Origin of the sequence: Lentzea nigeriaca, from assembly GCF_016907955.1 — a bacterium.
In the GTDB taxonomy this organism is placed as follows: domain Bacteria; phylum Actinomycetota; class Actinomycetes; order Mycobacteriales; family Pseudonocardiaceae; genus Lentzea; species Lentzea nigeriaca.
The window spans coordinates 623591-642066 of sequence record NZ_JAFBCX010000002.1 but is presented as its reverse complement, the minus strand read 5'-3'; the positions used below and the strand labels follow the sequence as shown (position 1 = coordinate 642066).

At 68.8% G+C, this 18476-nt stretch carries 19 protein-coding genes and 2 riboswitches; of the genes, 9 read left to right on the top strand and 10 right to left on the bottom strand.

Annotation, left to right across the window (positions count from 1 at the left end; translation table 11 throughout):
- Positions 1–652 precede the first annotated feature (652 nt).
- Positions 653–775: riboswitch (TPP riboswitch) on the top strand.
- A complete protein-coding gene (gene thiC / locus JOD27_RS09395; RefSeq protein WP_204761724.1) occupies positions 767–2422 on the top strand; it encodes a phosphomethylpyrimidine synthase ThiC in 1656 nt (551 codons plus the stop codon). (Overlaps the previous riboswitch by 9 nt.)
- Positions 2419–3237 (top strand): bifunctional hydroxymethylpyrimidine kinase/phosphomethylpyrimidine kinase, encoded by an 819-nt coding sequence (thiD, locus tag JOD27_RS09390; RefSeq protein WP_204761723.1) that lies wholly within the window; start codon positions 2419–2421, stop codon positions 3235–3237. The genes thiC and thiD overlap by 4 nt, the downstream gene beginning before the upstream one ends.
- Positions 3238–3297: 60 nt before the next feature.
- On the opposite strand, the gene JOD27_RS09385 is transcribed toward thiD, so the two are convergent.
- The 5 genes from JOD27_RS09385 to thiO form a co-directional block, all read right to left on the bottom strand.
- Positions 3298–4242, bottom strand: a complete 945-nt coding sequence (locus JOD27_RS09385) for a phosphotransferase family protein (protein WP_204761722.1) — start codon at positions 4240–4242, stop codon at positions 3298–3300.
- Between the two features lie 6 nt (positions 4243–4248).
- Complete coding sequence (locus tag JOD27_RS09380) at positions 4249–4692, bottom strand: MarR family winged helix-turn-helix transcriptional regulator (protein ID WP_307830028.1); 444 nt, start codon at positions 4690–4692, stop codon at positions 4249–4251.
- Positions 4693–4767: 75 nt separating this feature from the next.
- Complete coding sequence (locus JOD27_RS09375; protein ID WP_204761721.1) at positions 4768–5523, bottom strand: thiazole synthase; 756 nt, start codon at positions 5521–5523, stop codon at positions 4768–4770.
- 1 nt (position 5524) lies between these two features.
- The gene (thiS, locus tag JOD27_RS09370; protein WP_204761720.1) at positions 5525–5725 is read right to left on the bottom strand and encodes a sulfur carrier protein ThiS; all 201 of its coding nucleotides are present in this window, start codon (positions 5723–5725) and stop codon (positions 5525–5527) included.
- The gene (thiO, locus tag JOD27_RS09365) at positions 5722–6699 is read right to left on the bottom strand and encodes a glycine oxidase ThiO (RefSeq protein ID WP_307830070.1); all 978 of its coding nucleotides are present in this window, start codon (positions 6697–6699) and stop codon (positions 5722–5724) included. Before thiO ends, thiS begins: the two co-directional genes overlap by 4 nt.
- Before the next feature lie 3 nt (positions 6700–6702).
- Positions 6703–6814, bottom strand: a riboswitch (TPP riboswitch).
- A 26-nt stretch (positions 6815–6840) separates the two neighbouring features.
- Here thiO and thiE point away from each other — a divergent pair.
- On the top strand, positions 6841–7482 hold the full coding sequence (gene thiE / locus JOD27_RS09360; protein WP_204761718.1) for a thiamine phosphate synthase: 642 nt from the start codon (positions 6841–6843) through the stop codon (positions 7480–7482).
- A 31-nt stretch (positions 7483–7513) separates the two neighbouring features.
- Positions 7514–8275 carry a dioxygenase family protein gene (locus tag JOD27_RS09355; RefSeq protein WP_204761717.1) on the top strand — a complete coding sequence of 254 codons (762 nt, stop codon included), beginning with the start codon at positions 7514–7516 and terminating at the stop codon, positions 8273–8275.
- Between the two features lie 7 nt (positions 8276–8282).
- Here the strand turns inward: JOD27_RS09355 and JOD27_RS09350 are convergent, their stop codons facing one another.
- On the bottom strand, positions 8283–9434 hold the full coding sequence (locus JOD27_RS09350; RefSeq protein WP_204761716.1) for a S1 family peptidase: 1152 nt from the start codon (positions 9432–9434) through the stop codon (positions 8283–8285).
- A gap of 359 nt (positions 9435–9793) precedes the next feature.
- Positions 9794–10294, bottom strand: coding sequence for a hypothetical protein (locus tag JOD27_RS09345; RefSeq protein WP_204761715.1), 501 nt, complete (start codon positions 10292–10294; stop codon positions 9794–9796).
- Positions 10295–10357: 63 nt separating this feature from the next.
- On the opposite strand from JOD27_RS09345, the gene JOD27_RS09340 reads away from it, so the two are divergent.
- Together JOD27_RS09340 and JOD27_RS09335 are read left to right on the top strand one after the other, a co-directional pair.
- Positions 10358–11287, top strand: coding sequence for a threonine ammonia-lyase (locus tag JOD27_RS09340; RefSeq protein WP_204761714.1), 930 nt, complete (start codon positions 10358–10360; stop codon positions 11285–11287).
- On the top strand, positions 11284–12189 hold the full coding sequence (locus JOD27_RS09335) for a threonine ammonia-lyase (RefSeq protein WP_204761713.1): 906 nt from the start codon (positions 11284–11286) through the stop codon (positions 12187–12189). The genes JOD27_RS09340 and JOD27_RS09335 overlap by 4 nt, the downstream gene beginning before the upstream one ends.
- Here JOD27_RS09335 and JOD27_RS09330 read toward each other — a convergent pair.
- The 3 genes from JOD27_RS09330 to JOD27_RS09320 all read right to left on the bottom strand — a co-directional run bounded on the left by JOD27_RS09330 (position 12105) and on the right by JOD27_RS09320 (position 15146).
- Positions 12105–12863: a class I SAM-dependent methyltransferase gene (locus JOD27_RS09330; RefSeq protein ID WP_307830026.1), complete on the bottom strand. Its 759-nt coding sequence runs from the start codon at positions 12861–12863 to the stop codon at positions 12105–12107. The two genes, JOD27_RS09335 and JOD27_RS09330, sit on opposite strands and share 85 nt — an antisense overlap.
- 70 nt (positions 12864–12933) lie before the next feature.
- Complete coding sequence (locus JOD27_RS09325) at positions 12934–14331, bottom strand: MFS transporter (RefSeq protein WP_239566847.1); 1398 nt, start codon at positions 14329–14331, stop codon at positions 12934–12936.
- A gap of 59 nt (positions 14332–14390) precedes the next feature.
- Complete coding sequence (locus JOD27_RS09320; RefSeq protein WP_030470948.1) at positions 14391–15146, bottom strand: GntR family transcriptional regulator; 756 nt, start codon at positions 15144–15146, stop codon at positions 14391–14393.
- A gap of 222 nt (positions 15147–15368) precedes the next feature.
- Here JOD27_RS09320 and JOD27_RS09315 point away from each other — a divergent pair, with 222 nt between their 5' ends.
- Genes JOD27_RS09315 through JOD27_RS09305 form a run of 3 tightly spaced genes read left to right on the top strand, consistent with a single transcriptional unit; the run spans position 15369 to position 18473 of the window.
- The gene (locus tag JOD27_RS09315) at positions 15369–16643 is read left to right on the top strand and encodes a sugar ABC transporter substrate-binding protein (protein ID WP_204761711.1); all 1275 of its coding nucleotides are present in this window, start codon (positions 15369–15371) and stop codon (positions 16641–16643) included.
- 10 nt (positions 16644–16653) lie between these two features.
- Positions 16654–17655 (top strand): carbohydrate ABC transporter permease, encoded by a 1002-nt coding sequence (locus JOD27_RS09310; protein WP_204761710.1) that lies wholly within the window; start codon positions 16654–16656, stop codon positions 17653–17655.
- Complete coding sequence (locus tag JOD27_RS09305; RefSeq protein WP_204761709.1) at positions 17655–18473, top strand: carbohydrate ABC transporter permease; 819 nt, start codon at positions 17655–17657, stop codon at positions 18471–18473. The genes JOD27_RS09310 and JOD27_RS09305 overlap by 1 nt, the downstream gene beginning before the upstream one ends.
- The last annotated feature ends 3 nt before the right edge of the window (positions 18474–18476 follow it).

Here is an 18476-nt window from a genome sequence, read left to right as displayed (position 1 = left end):
TGGCACGCGGCCATCGACTCGTAGCCACCGGCCAGCACGTGCGCGCGAATGCGGTCGAGGCGGCCGGACTCGATCACCTCACCGGCGATGAGGAACGGCAGCACCAGCTGCCAGGCCTGCACGACCGCGGGCCGGCGCCGGTGAGGTGCGCGCATGGCCGCGCGCGCGACTCGTAGAAGGTGCTCGTTCGCGCTCATCGTGTACGGGTGCGCCAAGTGGTCCCAGTTCCACCGGCGCTCCTCCGTGACGGCGCACCGCACGCACTCGACCGGCCCGGTGCCCAGTTCGGCACCGCAGCGGGAGCACGCGAGCAGGGTCATCGCCCAGTCGACGCACGTCCACGGGTACTCGCCGAGGTCGGAGGAGACCACCAGCTCGGCCAGCTCGCGGTCCGCCAGCTGGGACGACGTCCGCAGGGCCTCCCAGTCCGCGAGCCAGAACTGGTCGAGCAGCTCGGCGCAGAATCCGCAGTCGGGATAGCCGCGACCTGCGAGTTCTCCGCAAGACGGGCATGCCGAGACCACGGCGGGACGTTGACCGCGACGCGCGCCGGGCGGGAACGGCTGATGATCCGCCACGGGAGAGAGATTAGGGGCAAAGGGCGGCCTTGGCAGCTGTGGCGCGCGCTGACTATGGTCGGGTCTCGACAACTCAACAAGAACGCGGGAGCTCGCGCCTGAGCGGGCTGAGAGGGTGACTGGCTGCTACGCCGGTGTCACCGACCGCCTGAACCTGACCGGGTAATGCCGGCGTAGGGAGGAATGTCGTGACGGCACTTGACGACCGTTCGGTGAAGCCCAGTGTGACCACCGGCCCGATCTCGGGCTCGCGCAAGGTGTACCGCGAAGTCTCTTCTGACATCCGGGTGCCCTACCGCAGGGTGGAGCTGACCAACGGCGAGCATGTCGATCTCTACGACACTTCCGGTCCGTATACCGACGACAACGCGACCATCGACGTCCACAATGGACTTCCCGACCTCAGGTCGGGGTGGATCGCCGCACGGGAACCGATCAACGGAGCTGTCAGCCAGCTCGCGTACGCGAAGGCCGGGATCATCACCCCGGAGATGCGCTACATCGCGACGCGGGAGAACCTCGACGCGGAGTTCGTGCGCAACGAGGTGGCCATCGGGCGTGCGGTGATCCCGTTGAACCGCAAGCACCCCGAGGCCGAGCCGATGATCATCGGCAAGAAGTTCCTCGTGAAGATCAACGCCAACATCGGCAACTCCGCGGTGTCGTCGTCGATCGAGGACGAGGTCGAGAAGATGGTGTGGGCGACCCGCTGGGGTGCCGACACGATCATGGACCTGTCCACCGGCAAGCGCATCCACGAGACACGCGAGTGGATCCTGCGCAACTCGCCCGTTCCGGTGGGCACCGTGCCGATCTACCAGGCTCTGGAGAAGGTCAACGGCGATCCGGCGAAGCTGTCGTGGGAGGTCTACCGCGACACCGTGATCGAGCAGTGCGAGCAGGGTGTCGACTACATGACCGTGCACGCGGGCGTGCTGCTGCGGTACGTGCCGCTCACCGCTCGACGGGTCACCGGCATCGTCTCGCGCGGTGGGTCGATCATGGCCGCGTGGTGCCTCGCGCACCACAAGGAGAGCTTCCTCTACACGCACTTCGAGGAGCTCTGCGACATCCTGCGCACGTACGACGTGACGTTCTCGCTGGGCGACGGGCTGCGGCCGGGTTCCATCGCGGACGCCAACGACGAGGCGCAGTTCGCGGAGCTGCGCACGCTGGGCGAGCTCACGCACATCGCGCGGGCGAAGGACGTCCAGGTCATGATCGAGGGCCCCGGCCACGTGCCGATGCACAAGATCGCCGAGAACGTCCGGCTCGAAGAGGAGTGGTGCGGCGAGGCGCCGTTCTACACCCTCGGGCCGCTGGCGACGGACATCGCGCCGGCGTACGACCACATCACGTCCGCGATCGGCGCGGCGCAGATCGGCTGGCTCGGCACCGCGATGCTCTGCTACGTCACGCCGAAGGAGCACCTCGGCCTGCCGAACCGCGACGACGTGAAGACCGGCGTGATCACGTACAAGATCGCGGCGCACTCCGCGGACCTAGCCAAGGGCCACCCCGGCGCCCAGGACTGGGACGACGCGCTGTCCAAGGCGCGCTTCGAGTTCCGCTGGGAGGACCAGTTCAACCTGTCGCTCGACCCGGACACCGCGCGCTCGTTCCACGACGAGACGCTCCCCGCGGAACCGGCGAAGACGGCGCACTTCTGCTCGATGTGCGGGCCGAAGTTCTGCTCCATGAAGATCACGCAGGACGTGCGGCGCTACGCCGAGGAACGCGGACTGTCCACTGTGGAGGCGATCGAGGCCGGCATGGCCGAGAAGTCGGACGAGTTCACCGACCACGGCAACAAGGTCTACCTGCCAGTGGTGGAAACGACGTGACGGCAACACCTCCACGGGTCCTCACCATCGCCGGAAGCGATTCCGGCGGTGGTGCGGGCATCCAGGCCGACCTCCGCACGCTCTTCGCGTGCGGAGTGCACGGCTGCGTCGCGCTGACCGCCGTGACGGTCCAGAACTCGCTCGGCGTCACGGGAGTCGCCGAGATCCCGGCGGAAACCGTTGCGGCGCAGATCATCTCGGTGGCCGAGGACATCGGCCTGCAGGCCGCGAAGACCGGCATGCTGGCATCGGCCCGGATCATCGAGGCCATCACGCCCGCGCTGGACCGCGTCGGGATCGGTCGCGGTGGCCGTACGCCATTCGTCGTCGACCCCGTGTCGGCGTCGATGCACGGCGACCAGCTGCTGGCCGACTCGGCGCTGGAGGGGTTGCGGGGCCTGCTCTTCCCGCGCGCCACCCTGGTGACGCCGAACCTCGACGAGGTGCGGCTGATCACCGGGGTCACCGTGAAGGACCGCGACGACCAGCGCGTGGCGGCGCAAGCCCTGCACGCCATGGGCCCGGAGTGGGTGCTCGTGAAGGGCGGCCACATGTGGGACGACCCGGAATGCCTGGACCTGCTCTACAACGGCAGGGAGTTCATCGAACTGCCAGGCCCGCGCTACGACGTCAAGCACACGCACGGCAGCGGCGACACGCTCGCGTCGTCGATCAGCTCGGCTCTCGCGCGCGGTGCGTCGGTGCCGGAGGCCGTGCGGTTCGGCAAGGACTTCATCGTTCGCTCGGTCGCCGCCGCCTACCCGCTGGGCGCAGGCGTCGGACCGGTGTCGCCCTTCTGGAGGCTCGACAGGTAACCGGCGTAGTTCGCCCTCAGGTCGGTGGTCCCAGGGCCGAGCAGCCTGACCGTCAGCGCCTCAGAGATCCGGGTTCGCCGAGAACAGGGTCTCGACGACGTCTTCGCGTTCGAGCACGGCGGCGCACCAGGCGAAGTGGCCGTCCGCCCCGTCCGAGCTGAAGGCGTTGGCCGTCGCGATCGCGTAGGCCGCCCGGTAGAGCAGCATGCGGGCGAGCGGGTGGCCGTGCTGTTCCACCAGCACGGCCGTCAGCGCGTCGTCGGAAACACGGGCGCCAGGGCCGTACATGTCGAAGATGCCGGCGGTGACAGACGCTTCGAAGGCGTGGTCGCCCGCCGTGGTGAGGAAGCTCCAGTCGATCACGGCCGTCACCCGGAACTCGTCGTCCACCAGGATGTTCGCCGGGACGAGGTCACCGTGCAGGATCCGGTCGGGACTCGGTGGCACCCGTTCCAGCAGACGACGCACCCGCAGCAGCTTTTCGTCGAAGTCCGTGATCCTTGCGCGCAGCACCTCGGAGTGAGCGGCGGCCCGCCGCCGGACCAGCGCCGCCAGGGTTTCGGTCCAGCGCTCGTGTCCCGCCCACAACGGCGTGGTCTCGTCCAGCACGGCCAGTGCCCGCGCCGCTGGACCGGCCTGTGTCGTGGCGAGCCCGGTCACCGCCGCCAGTGCGGCCTCGTACGCCGCCGCGCGGGGAATCCGTTCGTCCTGCACCAGGACCGACAGCGGCGTGCCGGGCAACCGGCGTTCGAGCGTCACCGCGTGCCCGTCCACCTCGTCGACCTGGAGGATGAGCGGCGTCTCGTACGGCAGGTGCTGGGCGAACAGCTCCTGCTGGAACTCCTGTGTCAGCTTGAGATCAGCAGGCGCGCGCTGGAACCAGACCTTGCCGACCAGTCCGTCGCCCAGGTCGTGGACGACGCCCTCCATGCCACGTCCGAGGAGGACGACGGCGGGATGGCCCTGCGCGCGAAAGTGCTCCGCCCAGTGCTCGTCCTGGTTCATCCAGGGCTACTTGGACTCTTCGCCGACCAGGGTCTCCAGCGCGTCCAACGCGTTCACGAGCGCCGCCACATGCTCTGGCGTGAGCTGTTCGATCCGCCGCTGCAGCTCACGCACCCGCGCGGACCGCACACCGGAGACCATCGTCTCGCCCTCGGGCGTGGGGGTGGCGAGCCAGGCGCGGCCGTCCTGCGGGTCGGGCTCCCGCTTCACGTACCCGGCCTCCACCAGGGCCGCGACGATGCGGGACAGCGTCGGGGGCGCCACGCCTTCCTTGGTCGCCAGGTCGCCGAGGCGCATGGGGCCGCACCGCGCGAGCGTGGCGAGCGCGGAGACCGCGCCGGGGCCGAGTCCGGGGGAACCGGTGCGTCGCAGCAACCGGGCCAGTCGGCCGATCGCCAGGTACAGACGCGCGGTCGCGTCCTCGACCTCGGCGTCAATGGGGGCCGTCACGGCTAGTCGTCCTCCTCGGCGGATTTCAGGTAATTCTCAATCATCCCCCAACACGTGAGTACCCAAGGTAGCGACTCAGAGACCCGGCGAAGACGCTTGGGCCCAAAAGCGCTGTGGAATTCTCCCCGCCAGACGCGCGAGTCGTCCGCCCTCGACCGCACAACGCATGGCCGCGCCCATCCGTTCCGGGTCCTGGGCGCGCGTCACGGCTGTGGCGAGGAGCACTGCTGAGCAGCCCAATTCCATGGCGAGCGCGGCATCGGACGCGGTGCCGATGCCCGCGTCGAGCACCACCGGCACCGAAGCCCTGGACGTGATCAGCTCGATGTTGTGCGGGTTGCGGATGCCGAGGCCCGTACCGATCGGCGAACCCAGCGGCATCACGGTGGCGCAGCCGATGTCCTCCAGCTTGCGGGCCAGCACCGGATCGTCGTTGGTGTAGGGCAGGACGACGAAGCCGTCGTCGACCAGGCGCTCGGCCGCGTCGAGCAGTTCGACCGGGTCCGGCAACAGGGTCTCCTCGTCGTGGACGACCTCGAGCTTGACCCAGTTCGTCTCCAGCGCCTCCCGTGCGAGCTGCGCGGTCAGCACGGCCTCCGCGGACGTGCGGCAGCCCGCGGTGTTCGGCAGGACCTCGATTCCAAGGCGCCGCAACAACTCCAGCACGCCGGTCTGGCCCGCCGAGTCGACGCGGCGCATGGCCACGGTGGTCAGCTCGGTGCCGGAGGCCACCAGAGCCCGCTCCAGCACCGAGAGGTTCGCGGCACCGCCGGTGCCGGTGATGAGCCTGGACCGGAACTCCCGGCCCGCGATGATCAACGGGTCGTCCACGTCAGCCTCCCTGGACCGCGGTCAGCACCTCGACCACGCCGCCGTCCGGCACGATCGTCGAGTCCCACAACGCCTTCGGCACCACCGCGCCGTCCAGCGCGACGGCCACGCCCCTGTCAGGTGCCCCTACGAGCGACACCACGGCTGCCACCGACGTGCCGTCGGCCAAGTCCCGCGCAGTGCCGTTGACCTGTACCTTCACGAACTTCCTCCCTTGAGCAGCTCGACCACGAGCGCAGCGGTGTGCGGGGCGAGCAGGAGTCCGTTGCGGTGGTGACCGGTCGCGGCGATCACGCCGGGTTCGAGCCAGCGCACGACCGGTACGTTGTCGGGGCTGCCCGCGCGGAACCCGACCGCGGCTTCGGTGAGCGCGTACTCGGCGATGCCCGGCAGCACGGTTTCCGCGTCCCGCAACAGGTCGCGCACGCCGGCGACGGTCACGTCGGTGTCGAACCCCGCCTCGTACTGGGTGGCGCCGACGACGACACCGTCCTTTCGCGGCACCAGGTACACGGACCGCCCGGACACCGAGCCGCGAATCGTGTGCGTCGGCGGCGGCAACGTGCCGGGGCGCCACGAGAGGCGGAGAATTTCGCCCTTCACCGGGCGGATCACGTCTTTGAGCGCGGGGTGCAGCGAGCCGCTCCACGCTCCGGCGGCGATCACCACGACCCGACCGTCCACAGTGGAGTCGAAGGTCACACCTGCTTCGACGCAAGCCTTTCGCAGTGCGGAAAGCAGTTGGCGGTTGTCCACCGCCAGGTCGCCAGGGACGAACATCCCGCCGCGCACCGCCGGGCCGAGCGAGGGCTCGAGTTGGCGGATCGCTCGATTGTTCAACAATTCTACCTCGGAATTGTTGAACAATCCGACGATTCTACGCAGGTCAGCCAGATCGCCGGGTGACGTCCCGACGGTGATCGTCCCTTTGTTGAACAATTCAACACCGAGCGCCGCAGCGAAGTCCGGCCACCGCGACAACGCCTCGACGCCTTGCGCCGTAACGGTTTCCTCGCCGTGCCACGCCTCAGCCACCGGGGCGAGCATGCCGCCCGCCACCCGCGACCCGGCGTGCGGCGATCCGAGATCGTGCACCGACACCGAGAACCCGGCACGTGCCGCGGCCCACGCCACGGACAGGCCGATGACGCCGCCACCCACGACGGCCACTTGCACACTGCTCAAGGCATTCACGCTCCCTGCGCCGGCATGACCCGGATCAGGTTCGACGGTCGGAGCGAACCACGCTCCCTCTCAGCCCGGTGATCTCCAGGCTCCCGTGCGGACCGACACCAACATAACGGTTACCGTGCGAGCGTGCCAGGACTCGACGGAAACCTGATCAGGCAACGACTCGCCGACGCGACGCTCTACCTCTGCACGCCGAACCGGCCTGATCTGGCCGAGTTCGCGGACGCGGCCCTCGCGGGCGGCGTCGACATCATCCAGTTGCGGGACAAGTCACTCGAGGCGAAGCAGGAGATCGCGGCGCTGGAGATCCTCGCCGAGGCCTGCGACAGCCACGGCAAGCTCCTCGCCGTCAACGACCGAGCGGACATCGCGTACGCGGTGCGGGCGGACGTGCTGCACCTCGGCCAGGACGACCTGCCGGTCTCATGCGCGCGCCACATCATCGGCGAGCACCCCGTGATCGGCCGCTCCACGCACGACATCGACCAGATGCGGGCCGCGGCGACCCAGCACGGCGTGGACTACTTCTGCGCCGGCCCGTGCTGGCCGACGCCGACCAAGCCCGGACGTGCCGCGCCGGGTCTCGACCTCGTGCGGTCCACCAGGGGCATGCGGCGGCCGTGGTTCGCGATCGGCGGCATCGACTTGGAGAACCTCCACGAGGTCAAGGCCGCGGGAGCGACGCGAGTCGTCGTCGTGCGGGCCATCACCGAGGCCGAGGACCCGCGCAAGGCGGCCGAGTTGTTCAAAACCGAACTTAGTCGTTGAAATTTGAACAAACCGGCGTACGCTCGATGACGTGAGCGCACCTGTGCTGTACCTGAGCCACGGGGCACCCCCGCTGGCTGACGACGAGACGTGGACCAGCGAGCTGAAGGACTGGTCCGCCACCCTCCCGCGCCCGGAGGCCGTGCTCATGGTCTCCGCGCACTGGGAGGAGGCGCCGACGACGATCGGCGCGACGACGACCGTGCCGCTGGTCTACGACTTCTGGGGTTTCCCGCAGCGGTACTACGAGGTCACGTACGAGGCGCCGGGTGCGCCCGAGCTCGCCGACGACGTCCGCAAGCTCCTCGGCGGGCACGTCGAGCAGGACGCCGAGCGCGGCCTCGACCACGGCGCCTACGTGCCGTTGAAGGAGATGTTCCCCGAGGCCGACGTGCCGGTGCTGCAGCTGTCGATGCCCACTCTCGACCCGCGCGAGCTGCACGAGATCGGCCGCAAGCTCGCGCCGTTGCGGGACCAGAACGTCCTGATCGTCGGCAGCGGGTTCATGACGCACAACCTGAGCTGCGTGCGCTTCGACCAGGGCACGGACTACGAGCCGCCGTCGTGGTCGAGGGAGTTCGACGACTGGGCGCACCAGCAGCTGGCCGCCGGCGACGTGGACGCGTTGCTGGACTTCCAGCAGAAGGCTCCGGCCGCCGGGATCGCACACCCGCGGACCGAGCACTTCGCACCGCTGTTCGTGGCTCTCGGCGCGGCGAGCGACGAGAAAGCCCGTACCAGCGTCGAAGGCTTCTGGTACGGGCTCTCGAAACGATCCGTGCAGTTCAGTTAGGCGACTATCAGCCCGTCACCAGGCGCAGGCCGTAGCGCGACAGGATCGGGTTGACCGGCTGGAAGTACGTCGTGCCGCCGGAGGAGCAGTTGCCGGAACCGCCGGACGTCACACCCTGGGCCTGGCCCCAGCCGGAGCCCGCCACCCACGAGCCTCCGGAGTCGCCGGGCTCCGCGCAGACGTTGGTGCGGGTCAGGCCGCGCACGGTGCCCTGCGGGTAGTTCACCGTCTGGTTCTTGGCCTGGACGCTGCCGCAGTGCCAGCCGGTGGTCGAGCCCGAGCGGCAGATCTGCGCGCCGACAGCGGCCTCGGAGGAGCCCTTGACGATCACGTTGGCGCCGCCGTAGCGGTTGACCCACGGCCGCGGGGTCCAGTTCGCGTTGGTGCGAACCCACGAGTAGTCGTTGCCGGGGAACGTCGAGGCGGCGAAGGTGCCGGCCGCGACGCGGTTGTAGCCGGAGACGGCCGTGCCGGCGGTACCGCAGTGGCCGGCGGTCACGAAGCCGCCCTGGACGGAGAAGCCGAGCGAGCAGCGGCCGCCGCCCATGTAGATGGCGTCACCGCCGCGCAGGTCGTACAGCGGGGTCGGGCTCTCGGTCACCTCTTCGACCGTGACGGCCGAGCCGATGGACTTCGCGGTGGCGATGAACTGCTCCGCCGCGGCGTCCCGGCTGCTCTTGTCGACCTCGATCACGACGCTGTTGGACTTCTCGTCCACACGCCAGCTGGTGATCGCGGCAGGAGCGCTCATGAGGTCGAGCACCGACTTGGTGCCGTTGAGCTGGGTGAGCGAGTTCTGGACGACCTGGACGTCGGCACCGCTCACGGAGAGTCCCGACCTGGTCACGGCGACGTTCAGCTTGCCGCTCGCCTGGTCGATCCACGCTCCGCCGAACGCGTCGCCCAGCGAGGCCTTCGCCTGCTCGGCGAGTTCGCTCGACCTCTGGTCACTGGCCAACCGGACGCGGGCCTGCTCAGCGTTCAGGCCCAAATCACGTTGGACCGCTTGGAGCAATTCGGCCGGGTAGCTCTCCGTGTCGGAACCGGTTGGGGCGACTGGTGCGGCAGGGGCGCCAAACGCCGGTACGCTGAGAGCAGTCACGACTCCGGTGGCGAGCAAAACGGCACCGGTTATACGGGCCGCACTCGTGCGGTTCATCAGACGTCTCCCTCACTTTCGGGTGCAGGGGAACCCGAGAGATCGGTTGCAGGGACCTCTCTCGGGGGCTCTAGGGGGACGGGTGGTGGGGCGGCGGCAGGGGTCGCCCCACCTCTCCAATCCCCAGCTCTTCCTCGTGTCTTGCGAGGGCGCCGCGCTCAAGTGGTCTCGCCACGAGCCTCATCCGCCCTCCTCCCGGTCTCTTCAGGACCGAATCCTTCGCCCGTTCGAGTGACGTTACAGGGCTGTTACCTATGACGCCTCGCCTCGACCGTGGACGAAGTGTGTCACAGCTCACGACAGATCAACTGCGGTGCGTAGCAATTGACAGTTAACTATCGCTCAATGTAGTGACGTGATCACCGAATGGGGTCGACAGTTGACGGCGGCGTCGAGCTGTCGGTCGGCTGTCGGGATCCTGTCGACGTCGTCGACGGTCCGGTCGTAGTGGTGCTTTCGGTGGGCGACTGACCGGACGTGCTCGGAGGGGCCGTCACGGTGATCGTTTCGGTCCTCGTCGTGACGATGTGGGTCTCGGTGTGAGTGCTCGTGCTCGTACTCGTGGTGGGTTTCGCGGGATCCGCCGATGTGGGTTTGCCGGTGACGAGCTGAACGCTCGTGACGGTGAGGACGGTCACCACGAAGGCGAGCAGGCCGCCGACCGCGATGACCTGCCAACGCTTCTCGCGTTCCATCGACCGTTGATAGAGGACGGCGCCCACCGTGGTCACCACACTCGCGAGGACCGCGCCGATGATGGTGCCGACGACGTTGAGGCGAAGGCTCAGCACGGCCGCGGTGACGGCGGCGAGCACACTCGCGACGAGCTTGACGGGGGTGATCTTCTCCTTCTCAGCCATGACACTTGTGGGACGTCGCGCACAGTTCACCGGTTGTGCGCCGGTGACGTGCATCATCAACACATGCGCCTGGTGACTCTCGAAGACATTCACGCGGCCGCCGCGGCGATCGCCCCGCACGTCGTCCACACGCCGTTGCTGTCGTTCGACTCGTCGCTGTGGATCAAACCCGAGTGCCTGCAACCGATCGGAGCTTTCAAGCAACGCGGCGCCGTGAACGCGTTGTCGCGCATACCTTCCGAAGATCGCGCACGTGGTGTCGTGGCGTATTCGAGCGGTAACCACGCGCAAGCAGTCGCTTACGCCGCCAAGCTTCTGGGCATGCCCGCTGCGATCGTCGTCCCGTCGAACACCCCGCAGCTGAAGATCGACGCCACGCTCGCATGGGGCGCCGAGGTCTTCGTCGTCGGCATCACCGAACGCGAATCGCGCGCCTACGAACTGGTCGAGGAGCGCGGCGCCACGCTGATCCCGCCGTTCGACCACCCGGACGTGATCGCGGGACAGGGCACCATCGGCCTGGAGATCTGCGCCGACCTGCCCGACGTCGCGACGGTCCTCGTACCGGTGAGCGGCGGCGGCCTGATCTCCGGCGTCGCCACGGCCGTGAAGTCCTTGCGTCCCAACGTCCGCGTCATCGGCGTCGAACCGGAACTGGCCGCCGACGCCGCAGCCTCGTTCGCCGCGGGCTCCCTGGTTCGCTGGGACGCGCACGACCGTGCCCGCACCATCGCCGACGGCCTGCGCGCCGAACCGTCCGAACTGACCTTCGCGCACATCCGCGAGCACGTCGACGACATCATCACTGTGACCGAGGACGAAATCCGCTCTGCGGTAAGGGAAATCGCCCGCCGCACGCGAGTCGTGGCCGAGCCGAGCGGCGCGGTCCCCGTCGCCGCCTACCTGAACCGCTCGCTGCCCGCCGGCCCGACCGTCGCCGTCGTGTCGGGCGGCAACATCGAGCCCGCGCTGTTCGCGTCGATCCTCGGATGATCTCCCTCTCCGACATCCGTTCGGCCGCAACGGTGATCGCACCGCACGTGGTCCGCACACCGTTGCTGCCGTTCGGATCCTGCTGGCTCAAGCCGGAGTCGTTGCAGCCGATCGGTGCCTTCAAGCTCCGCGGCGCGCTGAACGCGCTGGCACGCCTGGAAAACCGCTCGCGCGGTGTCGTCGCCTACTCCAGCGGCAACCACGCCCAGGCCGTGGCCTACGCGGCGCGCCTGCACGGCGTGCCCGCCGCGATCGTGATGCCGTCCAACACCCCGGCGGTGAAGATCGAGGCGACCCGTGCGCTGGGTGCCGAGGTCTTCATCGTCGGCATCACCGAACGCGTGGAGCGGGCCGAGGCCTTGGTCGCCGAGCGCGGCGCGGCGCTGATCCCGCCGTTCGACCACCCGGACGTGATCGCGGGCCAGGGCACCATCGGCCTGGAGATCCTGGAGGACCTGCCGTCCGTCGACGCCGTCGTGGTACCGATGTCCGGTGGCGGCCTGATCTCCGGCGTGGCGACCGCGGTCAAGGCGCTGCGCCCGGACGTCCGCGTGATCGGCGCGGAACCCGCGCTGGCGGCCGACGTCGCCGACTCGCTCCGCGCAGGCGAGTTGGTGCGCTGGGATCCCGTAGACCGAGCCCGGACGGTTGCCGACGCGCTGCGGGACGAGCCGTCGACGTTGACATGGGAGCACATCAGCAAGCTCGTGGACGACGTGATCACCGTGACGGAGGACGAGATCCTGGCGGCGGTGGCCGATCTGGCGAGGCGCGCGCGGCTCGTGGCGGAACCCAGCGGAGCCGTTTCCGTTGCGGCTCAGGCGAAGTTGGGATCCGGGGTGGCGATCGTGTCGGGTGGCAACGTCGATCCCGCGCTGCTCGCTCGGGTGCTGGGCGCCTGACCGGCGATCACGTGCGTCAGCGCGGCCACCCGGCGATACGGGTCGGTCGCGCCGGCGCGTTCCTCGCACGCCAGCAGCGCCTGGAGTTCGGGTTCGCCGGGCACCGCCGCTTCGTCGGCCGCGGTGTCGGTGAACACCCGCACGCCGTACCAGGCCCGCACCCGCATCCGCCGGTCGGCCAGCGAGGCGGTCAGGTCGTCGAGGCGGTCGGCGCGGGCTGTCACGCCGATGCGGTTGTCGTAGGACTCGCTCTCGAACGCCTGCCGCGCCGCGGCCCAGTCGCCGCGCAGACCCGGCCGCATCGCCAGAGCGTCGCCGTTGCGGACCAGCAACGAGAGCACGCCGTCCGGTGCGACCAGCCGGACCAGGTCGTCCAGCAACGGCTCCGGATCGGCGAAGTACATCAGGACTCCGTGGCACAGCACCACGTCGAAGCTCTCGGCGAACGAAGCCAGGTTCCGCGCGTCGTCCTGGACCACCCGCACCCGCGCCCTGACGTCGTCCGGCTCGGCGTCGAGGGCACGCCCGAGGTCGTCCAGCAACGCCGGTGAGGAGTCCAGGCCGGTCACGTGGTGGCCGGCCCTCGCGAGCCGCAGCACCTGGGTGCCCTGACCGCACCCCACGTCCAGGACGCGCGCCGACCGCGGCAGGTGAGCCGTCAGCTGCCGGGACACCAGTTCCTGGCGGACGACCTGCCGCAGCGTGCCCAGCCGAGCCCGCCAGCGTTCCTCTCCCGCCGCGAAGTCACTGATGGGCGTGCTCGCTGCCGGACCTGATGTGCGTCGGCGGGCCCTCCACGCCGCAGTGCAGGCACTCGCCGGGGTGCGGGGCGTCGTGTTGTTCCGGCGCCGCCGACAGCACGCCGTTGTCGACGCCGATCGCCAGCAGGCCGCCGATGATCGCCGCGACGGCGCACAGCACCAGGGCCATCTGCCAGCCGTCGGTCATGACGGCGGGGTTGTTGTAGTCGTCGCCCGTCAGACCGACCGCGGCGGGCAGCACGGCCATGGCCAGCAGGCTGCCGGTGCGCGCGACGGCGTTGTTGACCCCGGACGCGACGCCAGCGTGGTGGTCGGGGGCGGAGGCGAGCACGGTGGCCGTCACCGGGGCGACCACGACCGCGAGGCCGATGCCGAACACCAGGACGCCGGGCAGCACGCCGAACACGTACGACGCGCCTGGCACCGCCCCGCGCAGCAGCAGCATGCCGAGGCCCACCAGGACCGGGCCGACGATCAGTTGCAGGCGTGGGCCGTAGCGCTGGGCGAACTTGCCGGACGTCGAGGACGCCAGCAGCATGATGATCGTGATCGGCACGCTCGCCAGGCCGGACGCGGTCGGCGAGTAGCCCAGCGAGATCTGCAGCTGCAGGACCAGCAGCACCATCACGCCGCCGAGGGCCGCGTAGACGAGGAACGTCAGAACGTTGGAAAGTAGGAACGTTCGATTGTTGAACAATTCTACAGGGACCAGCGGATCGGCCGACCGCTTTTGCAGCACACCGAACGCGACCATCGCGAGCAGTCCGAGGATTGTCACAACGTAGGATTGTTCAACAATCCCACCTGTCAACAAGGCGAGGCCCACGGCTCCCACCAGCGCGGACAGGTAGTTGGGGTGCCCGGCGGACTCGTCCCGCGACTCAGGCACGAACTGCAACGCCATCCAGACGCACACAGCGGCCACCGGCAGGTTCACCAGGAACGCGAGCCGCCACGACCAGGCCTGGACCAGCAGCCCGCCCACGAGAGGCCCGACCGCCGTCGCGACACCGGAAAGCCCCGACCACGCGCCGATCGCCCGCGACCGATCCTCCCGGTTGAACGACGACTGCAAGATCGCCAACGCACCCGGCGTCAGCAGCGCCGCCCCGACACCCTGCAGCACGCGGGCAGCCACCAGCACCGGCACGTTCCACGCCGCCCCGCAGAGCAGCGAGGCGACGCCGAACCAGATCACGCCGACCACGTAGACCCGGCGCCGCCCGAACCGGTCACCGAGCGACCCCGCGATCAGGATCAGCGAGGCGAGCGCGAGCAGGTACCCGTTCAGGATCCACTGCAGATCGGTGACCGACGCGCTGAACTCCGCGCCGATCCTGGGCAGCGCCACGTTGACGATCGTGCCGTCGAGCATCGCCATGCCCGAGCCGAGGATCGTCGTGGCGAGCACCGCGCGGGCGCGCGGTGTGCCCCAGGCGATCAAGACGGTCGGTTCAGCGTGGCGACGAACTTGTACCGGTCGCCGCGGTACACCGAGCGCACCCATTCGATCGGGTTTCCCTCGGTGTCGAACGAGTGCCGGGACAGCAGCAGCATCGGCAGGCCGATGTCGGCGCCGAGCAGCTCCGCCTCTTCAGGCGACGCGAGCGCGGTCTCGATCGTCTCCTCGGCGTGTCCCATCTCGACGCCGAAGCGCTCGGACAGCACCTGGTAGAGCGAGGCACCCGGAGCCAGATAGCGCCTGAGCCCGCGGAACCGGCCCAGCGCCAGGTGTGTGGTCTCGATCGCCATCGGCTCGTTGTCGGCGAGGCGCAGGCGGTGCAGGCGCAGCACCTTGGCGCCCGGCCGCACGCCGAGCAGCCGGGCGAGCTCTGCTTCCGCCGGCATCTCGGAGGCCTCGATCAGCTTGGACGACGGCACGCGACCCTGGGCGCGCATGTCCTCTGTGTACGAAGACAGCTGCAACCTCTGGGCGACCTTGGGTTCGGCCGCGAAGGTGCCCTTGCCCTGCACCCGGAGCAGCCGGCCCTCCACCGTGAGCTCGGCAAGCGCTTGCCGCACGGTCGTCCTGGAGACGTCGAACTCCGCCGCCAGCGACCGTTCCGTGGGGATCGGCGATCCTGGCGGCAGCGCCCTCAACAGGTCGAGCAGGTGCCGCTTGAGACCCCAGTACTTCGGCTCGCGCTGCGCCCGCGTCCTGGCGTCCACGCCTGATGCAGGCGTCGTCTCCAGCATGGCCTCCTCCTCGCACTCACGTCATGCCCCACAAGGATGCCTTGTCCGCGTCGTTTCGTGCGTTCGAACCCCCGCCAATCGACACGAAATTGGTCGGACGACTCCGCAACGCTTTGGCAACGAGCTTGACAGGAGGGGTGACGCGGCACACGCTGTTCCACATTGGTCTACACCACTTGGGCGTTCCGGCCGTGGAGCCGGGCTTGCTGAAAGGGCGCGACTGTGAAGGGCTGGAGAGGACTCGCTGCTGGTGCCGCCGCACTGGCAGTGGCCGTGTCGGGATGTGGCACGAGCACGAACAGCAGTAGCGGCACGGAGACCAAAGAGATCACCGTGTGGCTCATGGACGGTTCCGCGGCGCCGACCCTGACCGACGCTCTGAACAAGGAGTTCGAGAGCGCGAACGGCATCAAGGTCAAGTACGAGGTCCAGAAGTGGACCGGCATCCAGGAGAAGCTGACCACCGCGCTGGCCAGCAGCACCCCGCCCGACGTCATCGAGCTCGGCAACACCCAGACGGCGAGCTTCGCCGACCAGGGCACGCTGATGGACCTCACGGCTGACGCGAGCAAGTTGAACGGCGGCGAGTGGCTCGGCGGTCTGAAGGACTCGCTGACGCTGAACGGCAAGCAGTACGGCATGCCGTTCTACGCCGCGAACCGCACCGTCATCTACCGCACCGACCTGTTCCAGGCGGCCGGCATCGCGAAGCCGCCGACGTCGCGTGCCGAGTGGATCGACGCGATCAACAAGCTCAAGGCCGCGAACGCGTCCAACCCGGACTTCCAGGCCCTGTACCTGCCCGGTCAGTCCTGGTACTTCCTGCTCTCGCTGCTGTGGGACGAGGGCGGCGACGTCGCCAAGCAGGACGGCGGCAAGTGGACCGGCACGCTCGACACGCCGCAGTCCAAGGCCGGCTTCGAGGCCTACAAGGCGCTCTACGACGCGTCGGCCACCAAGAAGGCGCCCGCTGACATCGACGAGGCGAAGCCCCAGCAGATGGAGGTCTTCGGCACGGGCAACGTCGGCATGATGGTCGGTCTGCCGTGGGAGCTCGCCGGTGCCGTCAAGGCCAAGCCGGAGCTGAAGGACAAGACCGCGGCGTTCCCGATCCCGTCGAAGAAGGCCGGCTCGTTCGCGCCGGTGTTCCTCGGTGGCTCGAACCTCGCGATCCCGGCCGCCAGCAAGAACGCCGACGCGGCCAAGAAGTACCTGGCGCTGCTGTCGTCCAAGAAGTACCAGGACATGCTCGCCGAGGGCGGCGCTGTTCCGGGCACCTCGAAGGACACCTCGAAGCTCGCCACCAACGCGATCGGCAAGGCCATGGCGGACTCCTCCCCCGGCGGCAAGGTCACTCCGACCACGCCGAAGTGGGCGGCCGTCGAGGCGGGGCAGAACCCGCTGAAGGACGCGCTCACCGCGTACCTGTCCGGTGCCAAGTCCCTGGACCAGGCCACGAAGGACGCGAGCGAAGCCGTCACCAAGGCGATGGGCTAGCCCAGCTGAGATGACGGCCGTCAAGACGACCGAAACGGCAGCGCCGGCAGGGGGAACCACCCCGCCGGCGCTGCCGCCTGCCCTGACGGGTGGGGCGCGCAAGCGCCGCCGCCGGGGCGGCGCCTTCGACCGGGCGCTGCCCTACCTGCTGCTGGCTCCGGCGCTCATCGCGATCCTCTGGCTGATCGGGTTCCCGGTCGTCTCGGTCTTCGTGACGAGCTTCCGCCGGCTCAACCTCGGCGAGCTGGTCCGCGGCGAGATCGTGTGGACCGGCATCGACAACTACGTGACGGTGCTGCAGGACGAGCGCTTCTGGACCGTCACGCTGCGGACCGTCGTGTTCACCGTCTCCGTCGTGGGTGTGTCGGTGGGCGCGGGCCTGCTGATCGCGCTGCTGATGCGCGTGCTCACGCCGTGGGTGCGGATCCTGCTGCAGATCACGATGCTGTGCGCGTGGGCGATGCCGATCCTCGCGTCCGCCACGGTCTACATCTGGATGTTCGACCAGAACTACGGAATCCTGAACAAGACGCTGGTGCGGCTCGGTTTCGACCAGTTCGCCGGCCACTCCTGGTTCGGTTCCGGCACGTCGACGCTGACGGTCGTCGGTCTGCTCATCGTCTGGCAGGCGATCCCGTTCCTCGCCTTCTCGCTCTACGCCGGGCTCGTGGGCGTTCCGCGCGACCTCTACGAGGCGGCGGGTATCGACGGCGCGTCCGGCTGGCAGACGTTCCGCGCGGTCACGTGGCCGGAGATCAAGTCGCTGCTGATGATGGTGACGTTCCTGTCGACGTTGTGGGACTTCAAGGTCTTCGCCCAGATCTGGGTGTTCAAGGAGGGCGGGCCGAGCGGCGAGAGCACGACGCTCGCCGTGCTGCAGTACCTGGAGGGCATCGCGAAGAGCCACTTCGGTGTGGCCGCCGCGATCAGCGTCCTGATGATGCTCATCCTGGGCCTGATCACCTTCCAGTACCTGCGCAGGCTGCTGCAGACCGAGGAGGGCAAGATCTGATGCTCAAGAAGTCCGCCGCGAACGTCGCGGGTGTCCTGCTCGCTTTGTTCTTCCTGTTCCCGACGTACTGGATGATCACGTCCGCGTTGAAGCCCAAGGGCTCGACGATCACGTCGGACTACGACCTCGTGCCGTTGTCGGTGACGTTCACCAACTTCGTGACGGCGTGGACGAAGCCGGGCTTCATGTCCGCGCTGGGCAACAGTCTGATGGTGACGCTCACCGCCGTGCTCGCCGCGATCATCGTCGGCATCACCGCGGCGGTCGCCATGTCGCGCTTCTCCTTCCGCGGCCGCAAGAGCTTCGTACTGCTGATGCTGGTGGCGCAGATGGCACCGTTCGAGGCGTTGCTGATCCCGATGTTCCTGATGATGCGCGATCTCCAGCTCTACGAACACCTTTCTTCCCTGGTGCTCGTGTACTTCGCGGTGACGCTGCCGTTCTGCGCGTGGACGCTGCGCGGCTTCGTCAACGGCATCCCGGTGGAGCTCGAAGAGGCCGCGATGGTCGACGGCTGCGGCCGGTGGGGCGCGTTCCAGAAGGTGACGCTGCCCCTGCTCGGACCGGGTCTCGTCGCGACGTCGGTGTTCGCGTTCATCACCGCCTGGAACGAGTTCCTGTTCGCCAAGGTGCTGATCCGCAGCCAGGACAGGGAAACCCTGCCGGTGTGGCTGTCCGGCTTCCAGACGGCGTTCGGCACCGACTGGGGTGGCGCGATGGCCGCCTCGGTGCTCTTCACGGTGCCCGCCCTCGTCTTCTTCCTGATCGTGCAGCGCAAGATGGTCGCCGGCGTCACCGCCGGTGCGGTGAAGGGATGACAC